We start from the raw sequence: 18,074 nt of genomic DNA on the forward strand, positions 1-18,074 counted from the left end.
ATTTCTGGTTTATCATTTAATGGACGAATCTTAATGACAGTAGAAAATGGAACCGTAGCCAGTCAAAAGATATTACATTCTGATGAGGAAGTGTTAACTCTTGATACATTCATGGAGTTAGCCCAAAAAGCCGGTTATCTCATCATTCATAAAGAAAATCTGTTGAACATGAAAAACAGTTGGAAGTACTAACTCCAAGCTAGGGATGGAAAATTTAAAATATACCCGTATGCGACATATAAAAGTTGGAAAGAAATGTATGGATCGCTTGCTAATTAACGAAACCCCGCCATCGTAGCAGGTTTGTTTTTTGCTCGTTAGTTGATTATAGACATTCATTGCATTACAATTGCATTACAATGTAATTCAATGAGAGTTCTTAACATGGCTACAAACCAATTAGTACAAACCCGTATTGATGGGGAGATCAAAGCAGAGGCGGCTGCGGTTCTGGCTGCTATGGGGCTGACTGTATCAGATGCCGTTCGCATGATGTTAACGCGAGTAGCAAGAGAAAAAGTGTTACCTTTTGAGCCTTTGATACCCAACGAGACAACAATAGCCGCAATGAAAGAAGCTCGCAAAGGTCGCGGTAAATCATTCTCCACAGTGAAAGATTTAATGGCCGATCTCAATGAGGACGATTGATTACGCAAGCCAGTTCAAGCGAGATTACAAGAGAGAAAAGAAAGGTCGGCATCGTGAAATTCTTGATGATGCACTGATGCAAGTGGTTGAATTATTGGCTTCTGATAGCTTGTTGGAGCTGAAATATTGCGATCATGCTCTTTCTGGTGATTGGAAGGATTTTCGAGATTGTCATATTAAGCCTGACTTGATACTGATTTATCAGAAACCCGATGCGGATACATTGCGCCTTGTCCGCCTTGGTTCCCACTCAGAACTTGGTTTATAGATCATCTTCTTTGGTAGGGGTAGTTCATATGGGGCTTTTGTATGTACCTACAAAAAATTTGCAGGTCGGGAAATTGGTTATAACGATTCATTATAATTTCTATTAATTAATATATTAAATAGAAAATAATAGTAATTATCTATCAAAATAGATCATTTAACAGGGAAAAACTGCTTTATATATTTCAGTGCTTACTGTACTGTGTTTTTATACACTTAATGGTTTTATTAACAGTATACTTTTTTGTCAAAAATTTATTAATATCAGTTATATTTAGTTATGAAATGTTGATAGGAATAATGGTATGATAGAATTTATTGGAGATGAATCAAATATTGAATGTCCTGCTTGTGGAAGTTTTGTATCATCCCCCAACATACTGTCATAGTCACCATTCACATGAAAACTCGTGATATCCAAATGAACGGAATCGGGCTTTAGCCCCAACTTATCAACCACTTGCTCAGCAAGCACCTGATAAACTTCCGACACCCCCGCTTCATATAAGGCATCCAGTGTACGGCCGATCACATCATCATTAAGGTGTTCAGCTTCAATGTCAGCGCCAATTAAACGCGCAATCGGCTTATGTTGAAAAAAGCCGGAAAACATGTGCAATGTCCGGCTGTGAAACCCCAGCTCGTTAAGGAGCATCGCCAGAAAAGCGTCGCCGTGAGAGACGGTATGCGATGAATATTTTGGGATAATGGCATCAATACAAAAAACCTGTGTAAGATCACACTATTTTTAAATCAGAAATACGGTGCGGAATGACGGATTTAGAATAATGCTGAAAAATCACCAATAGGAGTAGTGTATGAGAACACTAATAGGTTTTTGGGTATTAATACTGTGTGGTGTGTCATTCCTATCATTCGGTGCGAGCTTTGATTGCGCAAAAGCCACCAGTAAGGCTGAAAAGTTAATCTGTTCGACCCCTGCATTATCCCAAGCTGACGACAACCTATATATTAATTACCTTCAGGCCAAACTGGCCACCAACAACGATGCGGACTTTAAGGCTCTGGTAAAACAGAATTGGGAACTTCGCGAAAAATGCGTGGCAGTTGAATGTCTTCAAGACTGGTATCATCGGTCATCTGAAATGTACAGAAAGATTGCCGCAGATAAAGCAACAGAGAACTGCTATAAAGAAAGGCAAAAAATCACGCTTGATGGCACCTTGTTAAGGATTACCTATCCCGGCCCACCAAATTACGAAAGCGTGGAAAACGGGGATAGCCCTGAAACTTATTGGGTATTGCAACCGGATAAGGCGATAAAATGCGCTACAGGGGCACCAGAATTTGGGGATCGTAGTCTTATGCAACTGGTGGTTGAGGATGAGTTTTATACCGTGTATCGAAGCCTTATCGGACACCGCGTGCGCGTAACCGGAACCATTATGTACGCGGTTACTGGACATCACCATACACCGATAATGCTTGAAACCCAACGAATTGAAGCCGCTAAATAGTTTGGAAGTAATCACGCAGGTATTTTGCTGGACAATAGCTAAGAAGTGGCTCTATCGTCCATCGGGTAATAAAGAATTGGATTGGTTATCAAGGTAAACTTCAGCAAGGTTTACTTGGTCAATACTAAATGTATTACACTCATCTCTATACGGTCTGTATAGATCTAACTACCCTGATGCATAGAAGAGGGGAAGAAAAATGAGATTACGTTGCATGGCTTATCGTCAAGATAGGGTGTATATAGCTGCCTGTTTGGAGCTTTCTTTGACCGCTCAGGGTGACAATATAGATGAAGCAGTAAATAAACTCGAAGTCCAGATTGAAGATTATCTCAATGAGGTGAAATCAGAACCTCAGTACGCCAAACAAATGTTAAACCGAAAAGCGCCACTATCTATGTGGTTTAAATATTGGCGAGTTGCCTTTCGAATTTTTATGAACAGAAAAGATTGTGGTATGGCTAAAGTTTTTAATGAGCAGTGCGAACCCACTTGATGTAGGGCAACGCTATGTTTTTTAATAAATTAATGCCGTTGAAATACGCCGAAGTCATTCAAGGACTTACTGCTCTTGGTTTTGAGATGAAGCCTAAAAAGGGGACTTCTCATGAGTTTAAAGTTACAACTCATCCTGGAGAGTTAGACTGCTTGCAATGTGATGTAACCGGGTTTCCGTGAGTTATTGTTTCATCGGAAGGTGATATTCCAACTGTTTAGTCGCATAGGTAAATACCAGATATGGAATCGGAGTTTTACCAGAGTCAAATTACAGCCATAAAAAAACCAACCCTAACAGGTTGGTTTTTCTAGGGAAATTTGGTCGGCATGATAGGATTTGAACCTACGACCCCCGACACCCCATGACGGTGCGCTACCAAGCTGCGCTACATGCCGATAATCCCTATTATAGTACTGATTTTTTATCTAAAAGCAAGCACTGAATTTTGTGACCGATTGATTTTTAAGCATTTAGTTGGCTATAAAATGTTTAACCTCGGTTAGTATCTGTAACAGTTGTGCCAGATTGGGTTTAGCATCTTTGATTTCGTTGCCTTCCAGGTCATATAGGTGATAGTCACCATTTTTATCCAAGAACAAGGTGTTTTCACTGGTTGTAATGATCAAGGAACCATCATCACCGGTAATTATCCACGGGTTATCACGCTGTGCTGCAAATAGATCTTCGCCTTGAGAATAATCATCAGGAGAATTGCTGACGTGCAACAAACGTTGCATTAATGTTGTCATGATGTCCTGATGGCTTGTCAGTTTACTAATTGTCTGTGATGGTGTTCCTGGCCAATGAATCAGCAGTGGAACATGCATTTGAGCACGATTGAATCTGCCATTATTTATCCACTTAGGTGGATGTGTCGCGGCAAGTTCACTGTGTTCAGCGGTAATAACAATGACCGTATTGTTCAGTACATTTTTGTTTTTTAGTGTCTCTAGTACAGTATTAATCTGACCATCAAAAGCTGCGGTATTTCCTACTGCATCTGCTTTATCCAAGCCACTTAGCCTCAAGAAGGAGAACCAAGGAGCGTTAGTATTGGGTAAATTCAGCCATTGCTGCCATTGTTCGACGGTGAGTTGGTTGCTTTGGTTGACCTCAATAGGTAATGAATAGTCGGAAAGTAATGCATGACGATAAAGCGGAGTGTCAAATCCCACGGAAGAGAATAGGCCAAATTGATATCCCTGATGAGTCAGGGCATTAATCAGCGCTGATGATTTACGTCCAGCCAGTATTCCATCCAGATAACCAGAAGAAATGCCATAAAACAACCCGAATAAGGCAGTATCATTTTGAATCCCGGTGCTGAAATGTTGATTAAACTGAATGTTGGTTTCTCTGAAATGAGAGAGCACAGGCATATTCTCGGTAATATCTTCATTATCCAGCTTATCAGCTACCAGTATTAACAGGTTGTATCCGCTTCCTTTATTCAGATAAGTCAGATCATTAAGTGGATATTCCACTGTCAGCGCAGCAGGATCACCCTGTTGCATAAGGCGGCGCTGATATTCTTGTTGATCCAGCAAACCATGTTTTTCAAGAAATTTACGCGCTGTCATTGGATAGGAGAGCGGTAGGTTGGAACGTTGCATGGTGATCGGACGATAAAAATTAGCGTCAGCCCAGATATACATCAGATGGGAAGCGACAAAGGCCAAAATAAGGACGGCAGCCAGTGGCTTACCAAATCGTTGCCGATTCAGGCTGCGTAGTTTCTGCCAACTCCAGGTGCCAAATAACATCTGTATCAGAAAAATGACCGGGATACAGATGAACATTAGCTGCCATTCTCGCGCCAGTTCCCCTTGATCAGGATTGATGACTAAATCCCAAACTAAAGGTGTAAGGTGAAGGTGGAAACGGTTGTATATGGCAATATCGAATATTAACAGTGTCAGTCCGGCAGTAGCGAAAATGGCTGAAAGAAACCTGAGCAGGCGCTGCGACATGGAAATAAATGTCAGTGGAAACAGAACCAGCAAATAAGCAGCAAAAACAATAAAACTAAAGTGCCCCAGCCAACTAGCCAGAGCATAAACCCGACCGAATAGTGAACCCGGCCAGTCAGAAACAAATAGATAACGACTACCCAGTCCAAGGCTGAGCAGGATGTTAAACAGGGCAAACCAGTGCCCCCAGCTAATCATCTGGGAAACTTTTTCACGATAACGCTGACGGCTAGTCACCATATTTTGTTTACGTTGTGGTCTTTAGTTAAAAATTAATGGGCTTTATCTTCGTTTACGGAAGATTTAAGCGCGTGTGCAAACGAGTCAGCAATATGTCCGCGCTGTGCAGGAGATATACTCGTATTGATTAAATTTGTCACCATATTGCCCAGCACCATTAGAGAAAGGTCTGTCGGGGTACGGTTTCTTTCCAGAACACTGACGAGTTCTGTTAATAAACGTTCAACGTGTTCGTCACTGTAACGAGATGACTGTGGCATAGATTTAAACTTCCTGAACTAACAAAGCACATTATCTTACCGTATAGATGCGTGATTTTCTGCTCTTTTGTGGCAAATTAATTTACGGTTAAGATTATGTTGCAGTAATAGCCTACTTTTAGCAATTTTTTGATATCTGTCAGCAAATTATAGTTGGTGGCAGATGATGAAATGTTATTTTTTTTGGGGGTTTTTTATTGCAGTCGTTTGTTATCGGTGTTTGAATGCGTGTTTAAAAATGCGTGAAGTCAGCCGAAAGGAGTAGAAAGAATGAGTCTGCAAATAGACCAGATTGCCTTGCATCAATTAATCAAGCGTGATGAACAGACATTAGATGTCGTGCTGCGTGATTCTTTGCTCGCCACCGATCAAGTGGTGGAAGATATGATGGCTGAATTACACCGAGTATACAGCGCAAAAAGTAAAGCTTACGGCTTATTTAATGAAGATAGTGAATTGGCGGAAGCACTCAGACATCAGCGTAAAGGTGATGAAGATTTTCTTGGGTTCAGTCGTGCAGCAACGGCACGTTTGAGGGATGAACTGGCAAAATATCCGTTTGCCGAGGGAGGGACGGTCCTGTTTTGTCAGTATCGCTATCTGGCGGTAGAGTATTTATTGATTGCCGTACTTAATAGCTGTAACAGTATGTCTGTTAACGATAATCTGGATTTAAATACTACGCATTATCTGGATATTCCTCATGCAGATATTGTTGCTCGCATAGATTTGACGGAGTGGGAGGCTAATCCTGAATCAAGCCGTTATTTAACATTCCTGAAAGGCCGGGTAGGGCGTAAAGTTTCAGATTTCTTTATGGATTTTCTCGCTGCTAGTGAAGGTATGAATGCTAAAGTTCAGAATAAAGGTCTGTTACAAGCAGTTGATGATTATTGTGAATCTGGTGAGCTTGATAAGAATGAGCGTCAAGCCTATCGTCAGCAAGTATACAGCTATTGTAATGAACAATTGCAGGCGGGAGAGGAAATAGAAATTAAGGCGTTGTCTCAGGCATTACCCTCGTTTGGAGAACAGAATTTTCAGCAGTTTTCTCAGGAACAAGGATATGAGCTGGAAGAGAGTTTTCCGGCTGATCGCAGTACGTTACGCCAGTTGACTAAATTTGCCGGTAGTGGTGGCGGATTAACAATCAATTTTGATGCAATGTTATTTGGTGAAAGAATTTTTTGGGATCCGGCAACGGATACTTTAACTATTAAAGGCACGCCGCCAAATTTACGAGATCAGTTACAGCGTCATCGTGGTGGTCATTGATGCTAAGAAATAAATAACGCCGCAAATGCGGCGTTATTTACTCGGCGTCCCGAAAAGCTCGGCTGTGGCTAATTAAGCACGCAGGAAGTCAATGTGCGTCAGTTTTGGCTTAAACGGATGGCGCTGTACAGCCTGCACTTTAACTTTAGTTTCTTTACCGTCGATAACCAAGGTCAGAACTTCGCTATAAAATTCAGCTTGGTGTTCCATATTGATAACCAGATCATGATTCAGTTCAATAGAAACTGGTTCTTGGTTGCCACCGTATACGATAGCTGGGAACTTGTTAGTTCTGCGCAGGCGGCGGCTCGCACCTTTGCCCTGCTCTTTACGTACTTCTGCATTAATAGTAAACATTATTTTTTCTCTTCAAGAAGAAAATAAATCCTGCTACAGGCGACCCAGCGGCAGGTTCGAGATTTGGCTTAACATTTAACATAGTAACTAACATAGTAACACCGTGTTAAGCGGGCGGCATTCTAGCGAAAAATGGCAGTTACAGCAAATGGAATAGGTCAATCTGAACCTATTAATACAATTCATTTTAATACAATTCATTTTAATACAATTCATCTGCTCGTCGAAAACGCCCTTGGTAATTAAAGATCTTTTCACGAATTTGCCAGAATCGGCCTTTTTTACGGGCGACAACAAAATCTGGATGGCGTAATAAAGATTGCCGGCGAACGATATCTGAGGCGGTTTTCCAGTCAAAAGGTATTGCCGGGGCACGTTGATGCTGACGGAGAAATTGGTGCTCAAAGGCTAGTCGTTGGGCAGGGGTTGTCAGCCGAAAGCGTTCCGAAACATCAGCACCATCTTCATCGTAATAGATGATTTTCAGACATTCGCCTTTACTGTCAGTTTCAGAGATGAGTTGCATGCCACCACAACGCAGTACCAGTGCATCTTTGAGCTTCAATGCGGCTTTCAACATATCGTCGGGATCAACCAGCACTTCCTGGCAACTGTGGCAACGCCGCGCTGCAATATCATTTTCTGCATTGCAATGAGGGCAGAGTTTAAAACGAAAGCGGAACTCACATTGATGGCGTTTGCCGCATTGATCCTTTTCCCAACCCTGACAGCGGCGGCCGAAGTGTTCAATAATTTCACCGTCGGAGGTGCATTTTCCCCAAAATAGATTAGCGAAGTTACAGATAGGGCAGAATACTTGAACCGGTTGGCTCTGTTTATCCGGTTTATTGCTGCCAACTTCTGGTGTGTAGAGATCGTGAGGATTTCCTGCATAATCGAGAATTAGGCAATCTTTTTTGCCGGGAAATAATCGTAAACCCCGACCGATAATTTGCTGATATAAACTGACGGATTCAGTAGGGCGTAAAATAGCTATCAGATCAACATGGGGAGCGTCAAATCCAGTTGTCAATACGGCGACGTTAACCATATAGCGCAATTGCTGAGTTTTAAAGGCTTCGATAAACAGATCACGATCAGCGGTTGATGTATCAGAACTGACTAATGCAGCTTGGCCGGAAGGGAGTAATTGAAAAATCTCTTTGGCATGTTCGACAGTTGCGGCAAAAAGCATAACACCTTTGCGATCAGCGGAATATTCAATAACCTGTCTGATAATATGGGGGGTGATGCGTTTTTGTCGTTTGATTTCGTGATTTAAATCAGTTTCATTGAAGATGCCTTGCTGACTAGAGCGAACTTGGCTGAAATCATATTGCATAACGGGCATATCTAGCCGTTTTGGCGGGACTAGGAAACCGTGTTTAATCATATAACGCAGGGGCAATTCATAGATGCAATCACGAAAAAAACGACTTTCATCACCACGGATCATGCCGTGATAGTGATATTGATATATCCAGCCGATAGCCAGTCTGTAAGGTGTCGCCGTTAAGCCAAGAATACGTAGTTGTGGATTATTTTGCCGAAGGTGATGAATAATTTGCTGATATTGGCTGTTTTCATCATCACTAATACGGTGGCATTCATCAATTATCAGCAAAGAGAATTGATTGTCAAAATATTCAAGATTACGGGCAACAGATTGTACACTGCCAAACACCACCTTGCCTGTGCTTTGCTTCTGCTGCAATCCCGCGGAAAAAATATCTGCTGGTAAACCGTATGCGCAGTATTTGCTGTAATTCTGTACAACTAATTCTTTTACATGAGCCAATACTAATACTCTCCCGCGAGCTAATTTTGCCAGTTCAGCAATAACCAGGCTTTTACCTGCTCCAGTTGGTAACACAATGACCGCGGGCTCATGATGGTGCCGGAAATGATTGACGGTGGCATCCACGGCTTCTTGCTGATAGGGACGTAAAGTAAAAGTCATAATTGTTTCGCAACCGAAAAATATTCGCAAAAGAGTAACATTTTCCTTATCAATTTTCTGTGGACAGAAGTCAAAGTAAGATAATTATCTGATTGAGTGAAACTATGACTGGTTATAATAAATAGATAATTGTTGTTTATAGTAAACATAGTTATGATTAGCTTTGAAATCTTTTGGGTTCATTTCATATCTTCTTTTTTGGTGGCTCTGTGTTGTAGTGCCGAGGTAGTGCCAAAATAGTAGAGGATCACGTTCATTTTTAAATTAATTAATATAGGTGTCTTCATCCATGCGATTGGATAAATTTTTGTCACAACAGCTTGGTATCAGTCGGAATGACGTAGGGCGTGAGTTGCGTGCGGGGCGTATCACTGTTGATGATGAGATTGTAAAAACGGGAGCTTATAAATTAACTCCAGAGCAACAGGTTATGTTTGATGGTTCATTATTGGAACAGCAGCAAGGACCTCGTTATTTTATGCTAAATAAACCACAGGGGTATGTCTGTTCCACCGATGATCCGATAAATCCAACGGTGCTCTATTTTATTGATGAGCCGGTAGCGCATAAATTACATACCGCGGGTAGGTTGGATATGGATACTACGGGTCTGGTTTTGCTAACTGATGATGGCCAATGGTCTCACCGTATTACTTCCCCGAAACATCATTGTAAAAAAACATATCTAGTCACACTTGAATGTCCAGTTGCAGCAGAGACGGCAGATAAATTTCTTGCAGGTGTGCAACTTAATGGTGAAAAAACAGTGACAAAACCCGCCCAGCTGGAAATTCTGGAGCCTCAAGTAGCCCGTCTGACGATTAGTGAAGGGCGTTATCATCAGGTAAAACGTATGTTTGCAGCGGTAGGTAATCGGGTAACCTCGCTTCATCGTGAGCGAATCGGTGAAATCATCTTAGCTCCTGAACTGGAGCCAGGAGAGTACCGATCATTAACTGAGCAAGAAATTGCCAGTGTCACTCTTCTTTAATTCTGGTTTTAGTTAATTATTTTAAATTATTGGAGCAATATACGTGCAACAACAACGATCATCCTATTTGGGACTGATTTTAATCCTTGGGCTACTTTCTATGTTAATGCCCCTTGCCATTGATATGTATTTGCCGAGTTTGCCGACTGTTGCCGAGGATTTCGGTGTAGGTAACGGACAGGTTCAGATGACGCTGAGCAGTTATATTCTTGGTTTTGCCATCGGTCAGATGGTATATGGTCCAATGGCTGACAGTTTGGGGCGTAAGCCGGTTATTCTGGGTGGGGTTACTGTATTTGCTCTAGCTTCATCTGCGTGTGCAATGGTTCAGAATATCGATGATTTTATTTATATGCGCTTTTTGCATGGATTCTCCGCCGCAGCAGCGGGTGTTGTCATTAATGCGCTAATGCGAGATCTGTTCACCAAAGACGAATTCTCGCGTAGCATGTCTTTTGTGATATTGGTAATGACCATTGCCCCATTAATTGCTCCAATTCTTGGTGGCATGATAATGATTTGGTTCACTTGGCATGCGATTTTCTGGAGTATTGCGGTGGCTTCTGTTATTGCTGTATTCCTTGTCGCTTTCTTTATAAAAGAGACTTTGCCAAAAGAAAAAAGACAAAAATTTCATCTTCGTACAACCGTAAGCCAGTTTATTATGTTATTTCGCCAGCGTCGTGTATTTTGCTACATGCTTGCCAGCGGTTTTTCATTTGCGGGAATGTTCTCTTTTCTCAGTGCAGGGCCATTTGTTTATATTGAGTTGAATGGTGTTTCGCCCCAGAACTTTGGTTATTACTTTGCGCTTAACATCGTATTTCTGTTTGTGATGACGACAATAAATAGTCGCTATGTCCGGCGTTTTGGTGCGTTGAAGATGATGTATTTTGGTTTGAGTGTGCAGTTTATGATGGGGGTCTGGTTGTTACTGTCTACCGCGCTCGATTTTGGCTTTATTGCTCTGGTCATCGGTGTTGCAGCTTATGTATGTGGTATTGCAATGATTACATCCAATGTCATGGCAGTGGTTTTAGATGATTATCCACATATGGCCGGAACGGTGTCTTCATTGGCAGGTACAGTTCGTTTTGGTATTAGTGCTTTGGTTGGTATATTACTTGCTATGTTACCTGCACGTAATGCCTGGCCAATGGTTGGTTCTATGGTTTTATCTGTTACTTTGGCTGTGTTGCTTATTATATACGCAAAAAAGCGGCGATAAATAAAAACAGAAGGCTGTTTTCATGCGCAGCCTTTTCCTTCAAAAGAAAATTAGGGTAAGCGAAAAATATTTTTGATGATGTTGTCTGGTTATAATTTTATGTGAGATTGTTGAGAAATTTTTTTATTCTAAAATATATGTCTACTTTCGTTGATATATTCTTGATTGACAGGGGTAAGATTTAATCTTATTTATTAAAGATAACCAATTAGAACAGAAAATTATGCTATTTTTTGTTATTCTAAGATTTGCCATTAAGTAACGAGGTTGTAATAGCTTTGTAGTATTAGCTGCATTTTCTGTATTACTAACATTATCATTAAAAACGATAATGTCAGTAAAGAGAATGTTTTTCCTGAATATTCAGGAAAATTGAAAAATTGGTTATGCATAATATACCCTATGGATTTCAAGATGCATCGCGACGGCAAGGGGAGTTTATTTTTTTATTATTGCTGTTGCGTATTTGTTGATTTTTATATTCCTGTTGAGCTGAGAAGCTAACTTTTTACTATAAGGAAATTCCGAAATGTTTTGCTGTGTGAATAAATTGTTATTGATGCATTGATAGTGATTATAAGTCATTGTTGTATTTTTGTTAAATTAACAAAAATTAAACGACGTTATCATTAGGTTGTCATTAATTATACCTTATAAAACACATTGTTATCTATTTGTTTTTACAGTTCTTATTTGATTTTTATGTTAAAGTGTTGAGTTGAAAAAATAAAATATGTAAACAATCATTAAACATAAAGTTGGGTTTTTGCATAAAAATTAGTTGAGTTTTCTTTAAAAAAAGTATAAATATATGAGAAATGAGAGATTGATCTCACTTTTTCTAAGGTGAAATTTGGAATTAATGTAATACTATAAACACAAATTTAACTTTTCGTTTACCTTTTTTGGGGGTTAGTTATTCGGTTTTGGCGAGTAGAACACCTGAAGATAGCCGCTAACTTTAACTTTTGTATCTATGTTCTTTCAGGTAGGAATGATTCGTGAATAATATTCAGCTTTCGGTAGTACATCGGCTGCCGCAAAGTTACAAGTGGTCACCCGGTTTTGTGGGTATCAAAGTTGAGCCGCTTCCGGTTGATGAAGTGAATGCAGAAAGCAGCCTGATGGGGTTGAAGTTACTCAGCCACGAAGACGAGGCTGCGTGGAATGTTATGCAAAAATTACAGCAATCACTTGCTGATATGCAAATTGGAAGCACTGTGATTGAGTTGGAAGGTCAGCCGTGCTTATTTATTAATAGTGAAGACGAAAGTGCGGTTATGTGTCGTTTGAAGACACTTGGCGCTGCCATTGCTGAAAAGATAACAGCGCTTTATCCATTTTGATATATACGCGAAAAGCGCTTCCTTTAATGGGAGCGCTTTTTTGCGGGCAAGGGGGCAAGGGAAAAATTTTTAGCCGTTAGGTACCATACTATTGCTGATGACCCGGCGACCACCATAATAACGTTTGCTCCAGTATGTACTGCTTAACCTGGAAACGATTACACCATTGCTAGTAGAGGCATGAACAAATTGGTCATTGCCAACATAGATGCCAATATGCCTGGTACGGGCACCTGTCTTAAATAAAACTAAATCGCCAGGGCGTAATCTTGAACGGTCGATTTTTTTGCCAATATTTTGTTGTTCAAATGTTGAACGTGGTAGTTCCATGCCAAACTGGTCACGGAAAGTACGTTGAACAAAGGCAGAACAATCTATACCGCGTTTAGTATCGCCACCGAGTCGATAGGCAACCCCTTTCCAGCCATTGTATTGGCTAAGAATTTTGGATTTTATGTCCAGATTGCGAACGAGTGCTTCGAATTCATCCTGAGACGCTTGAAGTAAGAAGCCGTTCTTACCATTTACTGCATGCGTATCAGTTTGTGTGTTACGAAACCTTGATGAATCTGGTGAGCTGCACGCGGATAAGGTGATCGCTACGAACAGCGCGGGTATCAGCCGCGTAATGTATCTCAGTGCCGGTTGAGACTTGACCATTATTTTTGTTTTCCCTTGCTATCCTTACCTTAGTTGGTCGCTATTATTGAAAAATATCAAACGCTTCAAAGCCTGGTGTTAGAAAAAACAATGAGTAAACAACGCGCTTGGCGAAAAAACGCGTCCGATGCCACGTTTTATAACGATATTTACAATAAATGTTATTCAGATCGAGAGTACAGAAACAATCAGGAAAAGGCGAGTATTTAATGACATAATTTACAAAAAATTAGATTTCTAAATGGGAGAGATCAGGAGTGTTGCTAATTTATGTGGGTTTTATGAACTATTAGGAAGGTTAAATACCTTCCCGATATGATTCAGTAAAAAGAGTTTATGGGAAAGATCTTAAATTGGGCGGCCAATTTGCGGTAGATTTTTATCCAACCAGTTAATCATTATGTCACTTAATGGTGTTAATAGTAGCCAACTTGTTCCGATTAGCACCAGAGATAAAGAACCGACTGCAATATCAGTAAACCAGTGAGCTCCTGCCATGATGCGAGGTAACGCAAATATTACCATAATGAGTAATGCAATACAGAATGCCCTGCCTGAGATATATCGAAGAATAAAGCAGCTGAAAATCAGGAGCATTAATCCGTGATCACCTGGAAAGCTATCACCTGATGCATCTTTTGTTACCAGATTGGTCATTTCGCTAATACGATTGATATGATCGAAGGTTAATGTTGGGCTTGGACGGACAACAGGGAGTAGATGACCGATTTGGTTAAGTATAACTGCGCTTATTATCATGACCAAGCCAATCATGAATAATCTGCGTTTGCCATCGTAATTCTGTTTACGAAAAGTGTTGTAATACAGCAATCCCATACATAAAAGTGAAATGACATCGAAGGCCCTGATATTCACAAATGCTACAAATTCTGTGAATGTTGAGCCTGATGTTAATTTCTCATTAAAGAAGTAGAAGATTGCAGAGTCGATCTTGAGCCAGAAACCATGATGCTCTGGTAAATACCAGGAGAGAAATAAAGTGATACCTAACAGGTTCAGTATAAATATGGCAAATGGGTGACTGCGTGTCATGGGAGACCTATTTGTTAAAAATAAGATAAGTGGTAACTAAACTTACAATTATGTAGGTTAATATAACAAATATTGAGTAATAATGTCACAGTTCTTAATCATAAGTTAATTTGTTGTTGTTATCTACTTTGTTGTGCTTTTTCCTGCATTTTTTTATTTACTTTGGTATTCCTGTTCAATTCTATGGATTTTATTGAGTGATCTTGGGGTGTTTAAGGTTGTAAATTCTTAATTTATTGAGAATTACTTCTGATAATTCTAATATTGTAAGATATAAATATCTTAATCAGTTTTAATCGCTAAAAATCATAAATAAACAATGAAAATAGCCGTTACCAATACATAGGCTCATAAATTTTTCCGATTTCTAGATTGATTTCATTTTTGGAAATCGCAGCGAATGATGCTGTTTTATGGTGGGGGCTTTATGTCTATGTTTCGGGTTATAATGGGTTGTTTTTTTCTGATGATTTCTGGTCTTGTCAATAGTGAGCCAGAAACAACATCAAATACAGGGGTTATTCGCTTTTCTGGTGCGATCGTTGAATCACCGTGTCGTTTTGATTGGCGTGATAACTGGGCTGACACCACTTGTTGGCGAAAAGGACATAAGATTACCCAACGACAAAAGCTCGATTTGCAAAATGATATTTATTTTTATTTACCACACCAAATGGGGGTAACAGAGATTAAATGGATAAAAGGAAAAGATAAAGTTGGCGTTGTTACAATTTTCTATAATTGATGTTAAGAAAAATTTTATATGTTATTTATTCAATGTTTAATTGAAGAAGAGTCGAGATTTTATCTGTCATTGCTAAAATGAATGAGTGGCAGATTTATATTATATTTTATTTGGGAATTTAAATTATGCCAAAATGCTAATGGAAAGTAGCTGACTGATTTAATGAATGGAATAAAATAAAAAGTGAGTTACCCTGTTTTATACCGGGTAACTCAGAATTAGCTAATATTATTAATCGCAACGCCCCATATAGCGGCGTTCTGCAATATGAATACGGATTTTTTCCCCGCTACTGATATATTCAGGTACTTGCACGGTGAGTCCGGTGCTCATTTTGGCTGGTTTTGTTCGTGCACTGGCTGAAGCGCCTTTAATTCCAGGGGCTGTTTCTTCAATAACCATATCGACTGTTTGTGGTAGTTCAAGGGCAATGACTTGCCCCTCTATTGTCAGAACTTGCATACCAGGCAGGCCACCTTCAGGAATAAATAACAACTCTTCTTCGATTTGTTCCTTTTTAAAGTGATAAGGTGTGAAATCTTCATCATCCATGAAAACATATTCATCGCCATCAATGTAGGAAAAGTTAACGCTACGACGAGTTAGGTTGATCGTATCAAGGATATCATCGCCTTTGAAGCGTTCTTCCACTTTTTGACCAGTGCGGATATCAGTAAAGCGCATTTTATATAATGTGCTAGCTCCCCGGGCGCTTGGTGCTTGAATATCAATATCTTTAACCAGCAGTAACTTACCATTATAACTGACGGCGCTACCGCGTTTAATTTCATTGGCTTTAGCCATATGTAACCTTCCATAAAACCACAAGAGAATAATCGGCGACAAAATTACTCGCAGTCAAGACATTAGGCAAGTAGGGATTAAAAAACCCCACTGTTTTTTTACATTGGGGTTGTAGTAAGAATGTCTTATATATCAACGATACACAGGTAATAAATCAAGAGAGGACAAAATATGAGCTATAGCATTTATCAAACCAAACAGAATGACGAACCCAATGAGGAATTTCCCTCCTGGCGCTCGGTAACTGGCTTCAGGAAAGCGCTGGCGACTTGCCCGAGCCATGAGTGCTGGAATAATGACAGCCCAGATGGTTGCAGCGAATCCAGCAAAACCAATGGCATATAGAAAGCCATTGGGGAACAGTAAAGCTAGCGCTGTTGGTGGAATAAATGTCACTAATGCAGATTTTAACCGGCCGGAGTTGTTATCTTTAAAACCGAAAAAATCGGCTATGTAATCAAATAACCCTAAGGAGACACCCAGGAATGAACTTGCTAATGCCATATAAGAGAAGGCATTTAGAAGCTGGTGAACAGTTTTGCTGTTTGTTGTATTATCCATGTGTTTTAATAAATCACCGATATTCCCGCCATCAGCAATAATCTGTTTGAATGCTTCGCGAGGAATATTTCCCTGAATGACATATTGCCACAGGATATAAATAGCTAATGCGATTAATGTGCCTAATAATAGGCTGCGAATAACGGCTTTTCTATCTTTATGATAATATTTTACTAAACTTGGGATGTTACCGTGATATCCGAATGAAACCAGTAAATAGGGCAGAGCGGCTAAAGCGTAAGATATATAACTTGTTGTCGTGTCGTTTGATATAGCATCCGTCTGATTAAACAGAATGACATATTTCACTTCGGTAAACATGCCGCCAACCGACATAAAAAAAGTAATAACCATACCGCCGATCAAAATTGTGCTCAAACGATCGACAGCTTGAGTCGATAACCAGACAATAAATGCAACGATAAAAGCGAAAATAAAGCCAGCATTTGCCTGTGATATCGAAATAATATTTTTAAAATTGTGGGCAATAATTGAGCCACCCGCTGAAATGTAGGCGTAGGTTAATATATAAAGTACGAATGCAATAGAGATGCCATTGATTGCATTCCATCCTTTACCGAGTAAATCTTTAGTCATGGTATGGAAGCTTGCACCTGATGGGTAGTTCAGGTTGGTTTCTAGTATCATCAAGCCGGAAAAATACATACACACCCATGTGTAAACCAGCAGAATAATTGAGCCAGTAAACCAGACACCGGAAGTTGCCACAGGAGTAGAGAACATTCCTGCACCGACAGCAGTTCCGGCAATTATCATTGCACCACCCAGTATGGGAGGGCGCTTTAAACTCTGGGGTGTCTCAATGGACATATTAACTCCTGCTGGTATATTGTTTCTTTGTACTAGCTCAAAGATACATTTTTGTCTATAGAGTGTAAATAGATGTCATAAAGGATTATTTGAAATTGAACTAACATAAGTTAGTTCATTCGGTAAAATAAAATTTATTTTCTTGCCACATTTTTATTGCATTCCGGCTAGCTTCAAAATGAGGTTCAGGAAGATTATCGGGATCGCACCACATAAACTGTTCACATTTTTCTGGTTCCATCAATTTTGGTTCACCACCTGGATGTTTTGCCAGTAAACATACTGAAATAGTATGTTTTCCTTCCTGTTGGTAAGTTTGAAGGTTATTACAAATACCGTAGACTTTTGGTGATTGAATCGTCAGACCCGTTTCTTCTTCAATTTCACGGATTGCACATTGCTCAAAAGTTTCTCCGTCATCAACATGACCACCAAAGATTGACCAGTATGGAGCATGTTTACTGCTACGTTTTCCGAGTAAGACTTGACCATATTCGTTCACAATAACTACGCCAACACCCACAATGACAGACATTTGGTTTATTCCTTTCATCTAAATTTCAATAAATTAGCAATTCTTTTTGAGAAAAATTCAATGCTATTCTTATCCGGAAATCAATTTAAGACAACGATCAATAACGATCAATAAAGTACGGAATTTAACTGAAACGATTCAATTTTAGTGATATAAAATGATATATACCCTATGGATTTCAAGATGCATCGCGGCGGCAAGGGAGCGAATCCCCGGGAGCATAGATAACTATGTGACCGGGGTGAGTGAGTGCAGCCAACAAAGAGGCAACTTGAAAGATGACGGGTATAAATAGAACTGAAAATGCGTAGTAATGATGATGACTATACCCTATGGATTTCAAGATGCATCGCGACGGCAAGGGAG

20 protein-coding genes, 1 tRNA gene and 1 pseudogene are annotated in these 18,074 nt (G+C 39.9%); 11 read left to right on the plus strand and 11 right to left on the minus strand.

The window, feature by feature from the left end:
• The first annotated feature begins 384 nt into the window (after window positions 1-384).
• The gene (locus tag CKY02_RS02725) at window positions 385-648 is read left to right on the plus strand and encodes a type II toxin-antitoxin system RelB/DinJ family antitoxin (protein WP_112894134.1); all 264 of its coding nucleotides are present in this window, start codon (window positions 385-387) and stop codon (window positions 646-648) included.
• Window positions 635-916, plus strand: coding sequence for a type II toxin-antitoxin system YafQ family toxin (locus tag CKY02_RS02730; protein ID WP_112894135.1), 282 nt, complete (start codon window positions 635-637; stop codon window positions 914-916). The genes CKY02_RS02725 and CKY02_RS02730 overlap by 14 nt, the downstream gene beginning before the upstream one ends.
• Before the next feature lie 366 nt (window positions 917-1,282).
• Here CKY02_RS02730 and CKY02_RS02735 read toward each other — a convergent pair.
• Window positions 1,283-1,633, minus strand: a pseudogene (locus CKY02_RS02735) (DUF4277 domain-containing protein); the annotation flags it as partial.
• A gap of 100 nt (window positions 1,634-1,733) precedes the next feature.
• On the opposite strand from CKY02_RS02735, the gene CKY02_RS02740 reads away from it, so the two are divergent.
• The 3 genes from CKY02_RS02740 (at window position 1,734) to CKY02_RS25475 (ending at window position 3,071) form a co-directional block, all read left to right on the plus strand.
• Window positions 1,734-2,393: a DUF4431 domain-containing protein gene (locus tag CKY02_RS02740; RefSeq protein ID WP_112894132.1), complete on the plus strand. Its 660-nt coding sequence runs from the start codon at window positions 1,734-1,736 to the stop codon at window positions 2,391-2,393.
• Window positions 2,394-2,607: 214 nt separating this feature from the next.
• Window positions 2,608-2,889, plus strand: coding sequence for a DUF1902 domain-containing protein (locus CKY02_RS02745; RefSeq protein WP_240001980.1), 282 nt, complete (start codon window positions 2,608-2,610; stop codon window positions 2,887-2,889).
• Between the two features lie 14 nt (window positions 2,890-2,903).
• Entirely contained in the window at window positions 2,904-3,071 is a 168-nt protein-coding gene (locus CKY02_RS25475) for a hypothetical protein (RefSeq protein WP_240001981.1), read from the plus strand.
• Window positions 3,072-3,210: 139 nt separating this feature from the next.
• Here the strand turns inward: CKY02_RS25475 and CKY02_RS02755 are convergent.
• The 3 genes from CKY02_RS02755 to CKY02_RS02765 all read right to left on the minus strand — a co-directional run bounded on the left by CKY02_RS02755 (window position 3,211) and on the right by CKY02_RS02765 (window position 5,362).
• Window positions 3,211-3,287, minus strand: a tRNA-Pro gene (locus CKY02_RS02755).
• 75 nt (window positions 3,288-3,362) lie between these two features.
• Window positions 3,363-5,102: an LPS biosynthesis-modulating metalloenzyme YejM gene (yejM, locus tag CKY02_RS02760; protein WP_112894137.1), complete on the minus strand. Its 1,740-nt coding sequence runs from the start codon at window positions 5,100-5,102 to the stop codon at window positions 3,363-3,365.
• 32 nt (window positions 5,103-5,134) lie between these two features.
• Window positions 5,135-5,362 carry a YejL family protein gene (locus CKY02_RS02765; RefSeq protein WP_112894138.1) on the minus strand — a complete coding sequence of 76 codons (228 nt, stop codon included), beginning with the start codon at window positions 5,360-5,362 and terminating at the stop codon, window positions 5,135-5,137.
• Window positions 5,363-5,632: 270 nt separating this feature from the next.
• On the opposite strand from CKY02_RS02765, the gene yejK reads away from it, so the two are divergent.
• On the plus strand, window positions 5,633-6,637 hold the full coding sequence (gene yejK, locus CKY02_RS02770; RefSeq protein ID WP_112894139.1) for a nucleoid-associated protein YejK: 1,005 nt from the start codon (window positions 5,633-5,635) through the stop codon (window positions 6,635-6,637).
• A 72-nt stretch (window positions 6,638-6,709) separates the two neighbouring features.
• Here yejK and rplY read toward each other — a convergent pair whose 3' ends face one another.
• Entirely contained in the window at window positions 6,710-6,994 is a 285-nt protein-coding gene (gene rplY / locus CKY02_RS02775; RefSeq protein WP_112894140.1) for a 50S ribosomal protein L25, read from the minus strand.
• A gap of 202 nt (window positions 6,995-7,196) precedes the next feature.
• Window positions 7,197-8,954 carry a DNA repair helicase RadD gene (gene radD / locus CKY02_RS02780; RefSeq protein WP_112894141.1) on the minus strand — a complete coding sequence of 586 codons (1,758 nt, stop codon included), beginning with the start codon at window positions 8,952-8,954 and terminating at the stop codon, window positions 7,197-7,199.
• A 289-nt stretch (window positions 8,955-9,243) separates the two neighbouring features.
• Between radD and rsuA the strand changes: the two genes are divergently transcribed.
• From rsuA to CKY02_RS02795, 3 genes are all read left to right on the plus strand, one after another.
• On the plus strand, window positions 9,244-9,945 hold the full coding sequence (gene rsuA / locus CKY02_RS02785) for a 16S rRNA pseudouridine(516) synthase RsuA (protein ID WP_112878522.1): 702 nt from the start codon (window positions 9,244-9,246) through the stop codon (window positions 9,943-9,945).
• A gap of 43 nt (window positions 9,946-9,988) precedes the next feature.
• Complete coding sequence (locus CKY02_RS02790) at window positions 9,989-11,173, plus strand: Bcr/CflA family multidrug efflux MFS transporter (RefSeq protein ID WP_112894142.1); 1,185 nt, start codon at window positions 9,989-9,991, stop codon at window positions 11,171-11,173.
• Window positions 11,174-12,174: 1,001 nt separating this feature from the next.
• Complete coding sequence (locus tag CKY02_RS02795) at window positions 12,175-12,519, plus strand: YejG family protein (protein WP_112894143.1); 345 nt, start codon at window positions 12,175-12,177, stop codon at window positions 12,517-12,519.
• A 69-nt stretch (window positions 12,520-12,588) separates the two neighbouring features.
• Here the strand turns inward: CKY02_RS02795 and mepS are convergent, their stop codons facing one another.
• On the minus strand, window positions 12,589-13,179 hold the full coding sequence (gene mepS, locus CKY02_RS02800; protein WP_112894144.1) for a bifunctional murein DD-endopeptidase/murein LD-carboxypeptidase: 591 nt from the start codon (window positions 13,177-13,179) through the stop codon (window positions 12,589-12,591).
• Window positions 13,180-13,527: 348 nt separating this feature from the next.
• The gene (locus CKY02_RS02805; protein WP_112894145.1) at window positions 13,528-14,232 is read right to left on the minus strand and encodes a phosphatase PAP2 family protein; all 705 of its coding nucleotides are present in this window, start codon (window positions 14,230-14,232) and stop codon (window positions 13,528-13,530) included.
• Between the two features lie 400 nt (window positions 14,233-14,632).
• Here CKY02_RS02805 and CKY02_RS02810 point away from each other — a divergent pair, with 400 nt between their 5' ends.
• On the plus strand, window positions 14,633-14,977 hold the full coding sequence (locus tag CKY02_RS02810; protein WP_238399031.1) for a hypothetical protein: 345 nt from the start codon (window positions 14,633-14,635) through the stop codon (window positions 14,975-14,977).
• A gap of 231 nt (window positions 14,978-15,208) precedes the next feature.
• On the opposite strand, the gene yeiP is transcribed toward CKY02_RS02810, so the two are convergent.
• The 3 genes from yeiP to CKY02_RS02825 all read right to left on the minus strand — a co-directional run bounded on the left by yeiP (window position 15,209) and on the right by CKY02_RS02825 (window position 17,708).
• The gene (gene yeiP / locus CKY02_RS02815; RefSeq protein WP_112878518.1) at window positions 15,209-15,781 is read right to left on the minus strand and encodes an elongation factor P-like protein YeiP; all 573 of its coding nucleotides are present in this window, start codon (window positions 15,779-15,781) and stop codon (window positions 15,209-15,211) included.
• Window positions 15,782-15,913: 132 nt separating this feature from the next.
• Complete coding sequence (gene mtr / locus CKY02_RS02820; protein WP_112894146.1) at window positions 15,914-17,173, minus strand: tryptophan permease; 1,260 nt, start codon at window positions 17,171-17,173, stop codon at window positions 15,914-15,916.
• Between the two features lie 115 nt (window positions 17,174-17,288).
• Window positions 17,289-17,708, minus strand: coding sequence for a nucleotide triphosphate diphosphatase NUDT15 (locus tag CKY02_RS02825; RefSeq protein WP_112878516.1), 420 nt, complete (start codon window positions 17,706-17,708; stop codon window positions 17,289-17,291).
• A 157-nt stretch (window positions 17,709-17,865) separates the two neighbouring features.
• Here CKY02_RS02825 and CKY02_RS24270 point away from each other — a divergent pair, with 157 nt between their 5' ends.
• Window positions 17,866-18,003 carry a hypothetical protein gene (locus CKY02_RS24270; RefSeq protein ID WP_162119862.1) on the plus strand — a complete coding sequence of 46 codons (138 nt, stop codon included), beginning with the start codon at window positions 17,866-17,868 and terminating at the stop codon, window positions 18,001-18,003.
• Window positions 18,004-18,074: the final 71 nt, after the last annotated feature.

This window comes from Photorhabdus bodei (assembly GCF_003287735.1).
Taxonomy (GTDB): Bacteria; Pseudomonadota; Gammaproteobacteria; order Enterobacterales; family Enterobacteriaceae; genus Photorhabdus; species Photorhabdus kayaii.

Bases quoted from the DNA above. Each gene is read 5' to 3' on its own strand.
- CKY02_RS02725 (WP_112894134.1), top strand. From the start codon at position 385: ATGGCTACAAACCAATTAGTACAAACCCGTATTGATGGGGAGATCAAA.
- CKY02_RS02730 (WP_112894135.1), top strand. From the start codon at position 635: ATGAGGACGATTGATTACGCAAGCCAGTTCAAGCGAGATTACAAGAGA.
- CKY02_RS02740 (WP_112894132.1), top strand. From the start codon at position 1,734: ATGAGAACACTAATAGGTTTTTGGGTATTAATACTGTGTGGTGTGTCA.
- CKY02_RS02745 (WP_240001980.1), top strand. From the start codon at position 2,608: ATGGCTTATCGTCAAGATAGGGTGTATATAGCTGCCTGTTTGGAGCTT.
- CKY02_RS25475 (WP_240001981.1), top strand. From the start codon at position 2,904: ATGTTTTTTAATAAATTAATGCCGTTGAAATACGCCGAAGTCATTCAA.
- yejM (WP_112894137.1), bottom strand. From the start codon at position 5,102: ATGGTGACTAGCCGTCAGCGTTATCGTGAAAAAGTTTCCCAGATGATT.
- CKY02_RS02765 (WP_112894138.1), bottom strand. From the start codon at position 5,362: ATGCCACAGTCATCTCGTTACAGTGACGAACACGTTGAACGTTTATTA.
- yejK (WP_112894139.1), top strand. From the start codon at position 5,633: ATGAGTCTGCAAATAGACCAGATTGCCTTGCATCAATTAATCAAGCGT.
- rplY (WP_112894140.1), bottom strand. From the start codon at position 6,994: ATGTTTACTATTAATGCAGAAGTACGTAAAGAGCAGGGCAAAGGTGCG.
- radD (WP_112894141.1), bottom strand. From the start codon at position 8,954: ATGACTTTTACTTTACGTCCCTATCAGCAAGAAGCCGTGGATGCCACC.
- rsuA (WP_112878522.1), top strand. From the start codon at position 9,244: ATGCGATTGGATAAATTTTTGTCACAACAGCTTGGTATCAGTCGGAAT.
- mepS (WP_112894144.1), bottom strand. From the start codon at position 13,179: ATGGTCAAGTCTCAACCGGCACTGAGATACATTACGCGGCTGATACCC.
- CKY02_RS02805 (WP_112894145.1), bottom strand. From the start codon at position 14,232: ATGACACGCAGTCACCCATTTGCCATATTTATACTGAACCTGTTAGGT.
- CKY02_RS02810 (WP_238399031.1), top strand. From the start codon at position 14,633: ATGATGCTGTTTTATGGTGGGGGCTTTATGTCTATGTTTCGGGTTATA.
- yeiP (WP_112878518.1), bottom strand. From the start codon at position 15,781: ATGGCTAAAGCCAATGAAATTAAACGCGGTAGCGCCGTCAGTTATAAT.
- mtr (WP_112894146.1), bottom strand. From the start codon at position 17,173: ATGTCCATTGAGACACCCCAGAGTTTAAAGCGCCCTCCCATACTGGGT.
- CKY02_RS02825 (WP_112878516.1), bottom strand. From the start codon at position 17,708: ATGTCTGTCATTGTGGGTGTTGGCGTAGTTATTGTGAACGAATATGGT.
- CKY02_RS24270 (WP_162119862.1), top strand. From the start codon at position 17,866: ATGATATATACCCTATGGATTTCAAGATGCATCGCGGCGGCAAGGGAG.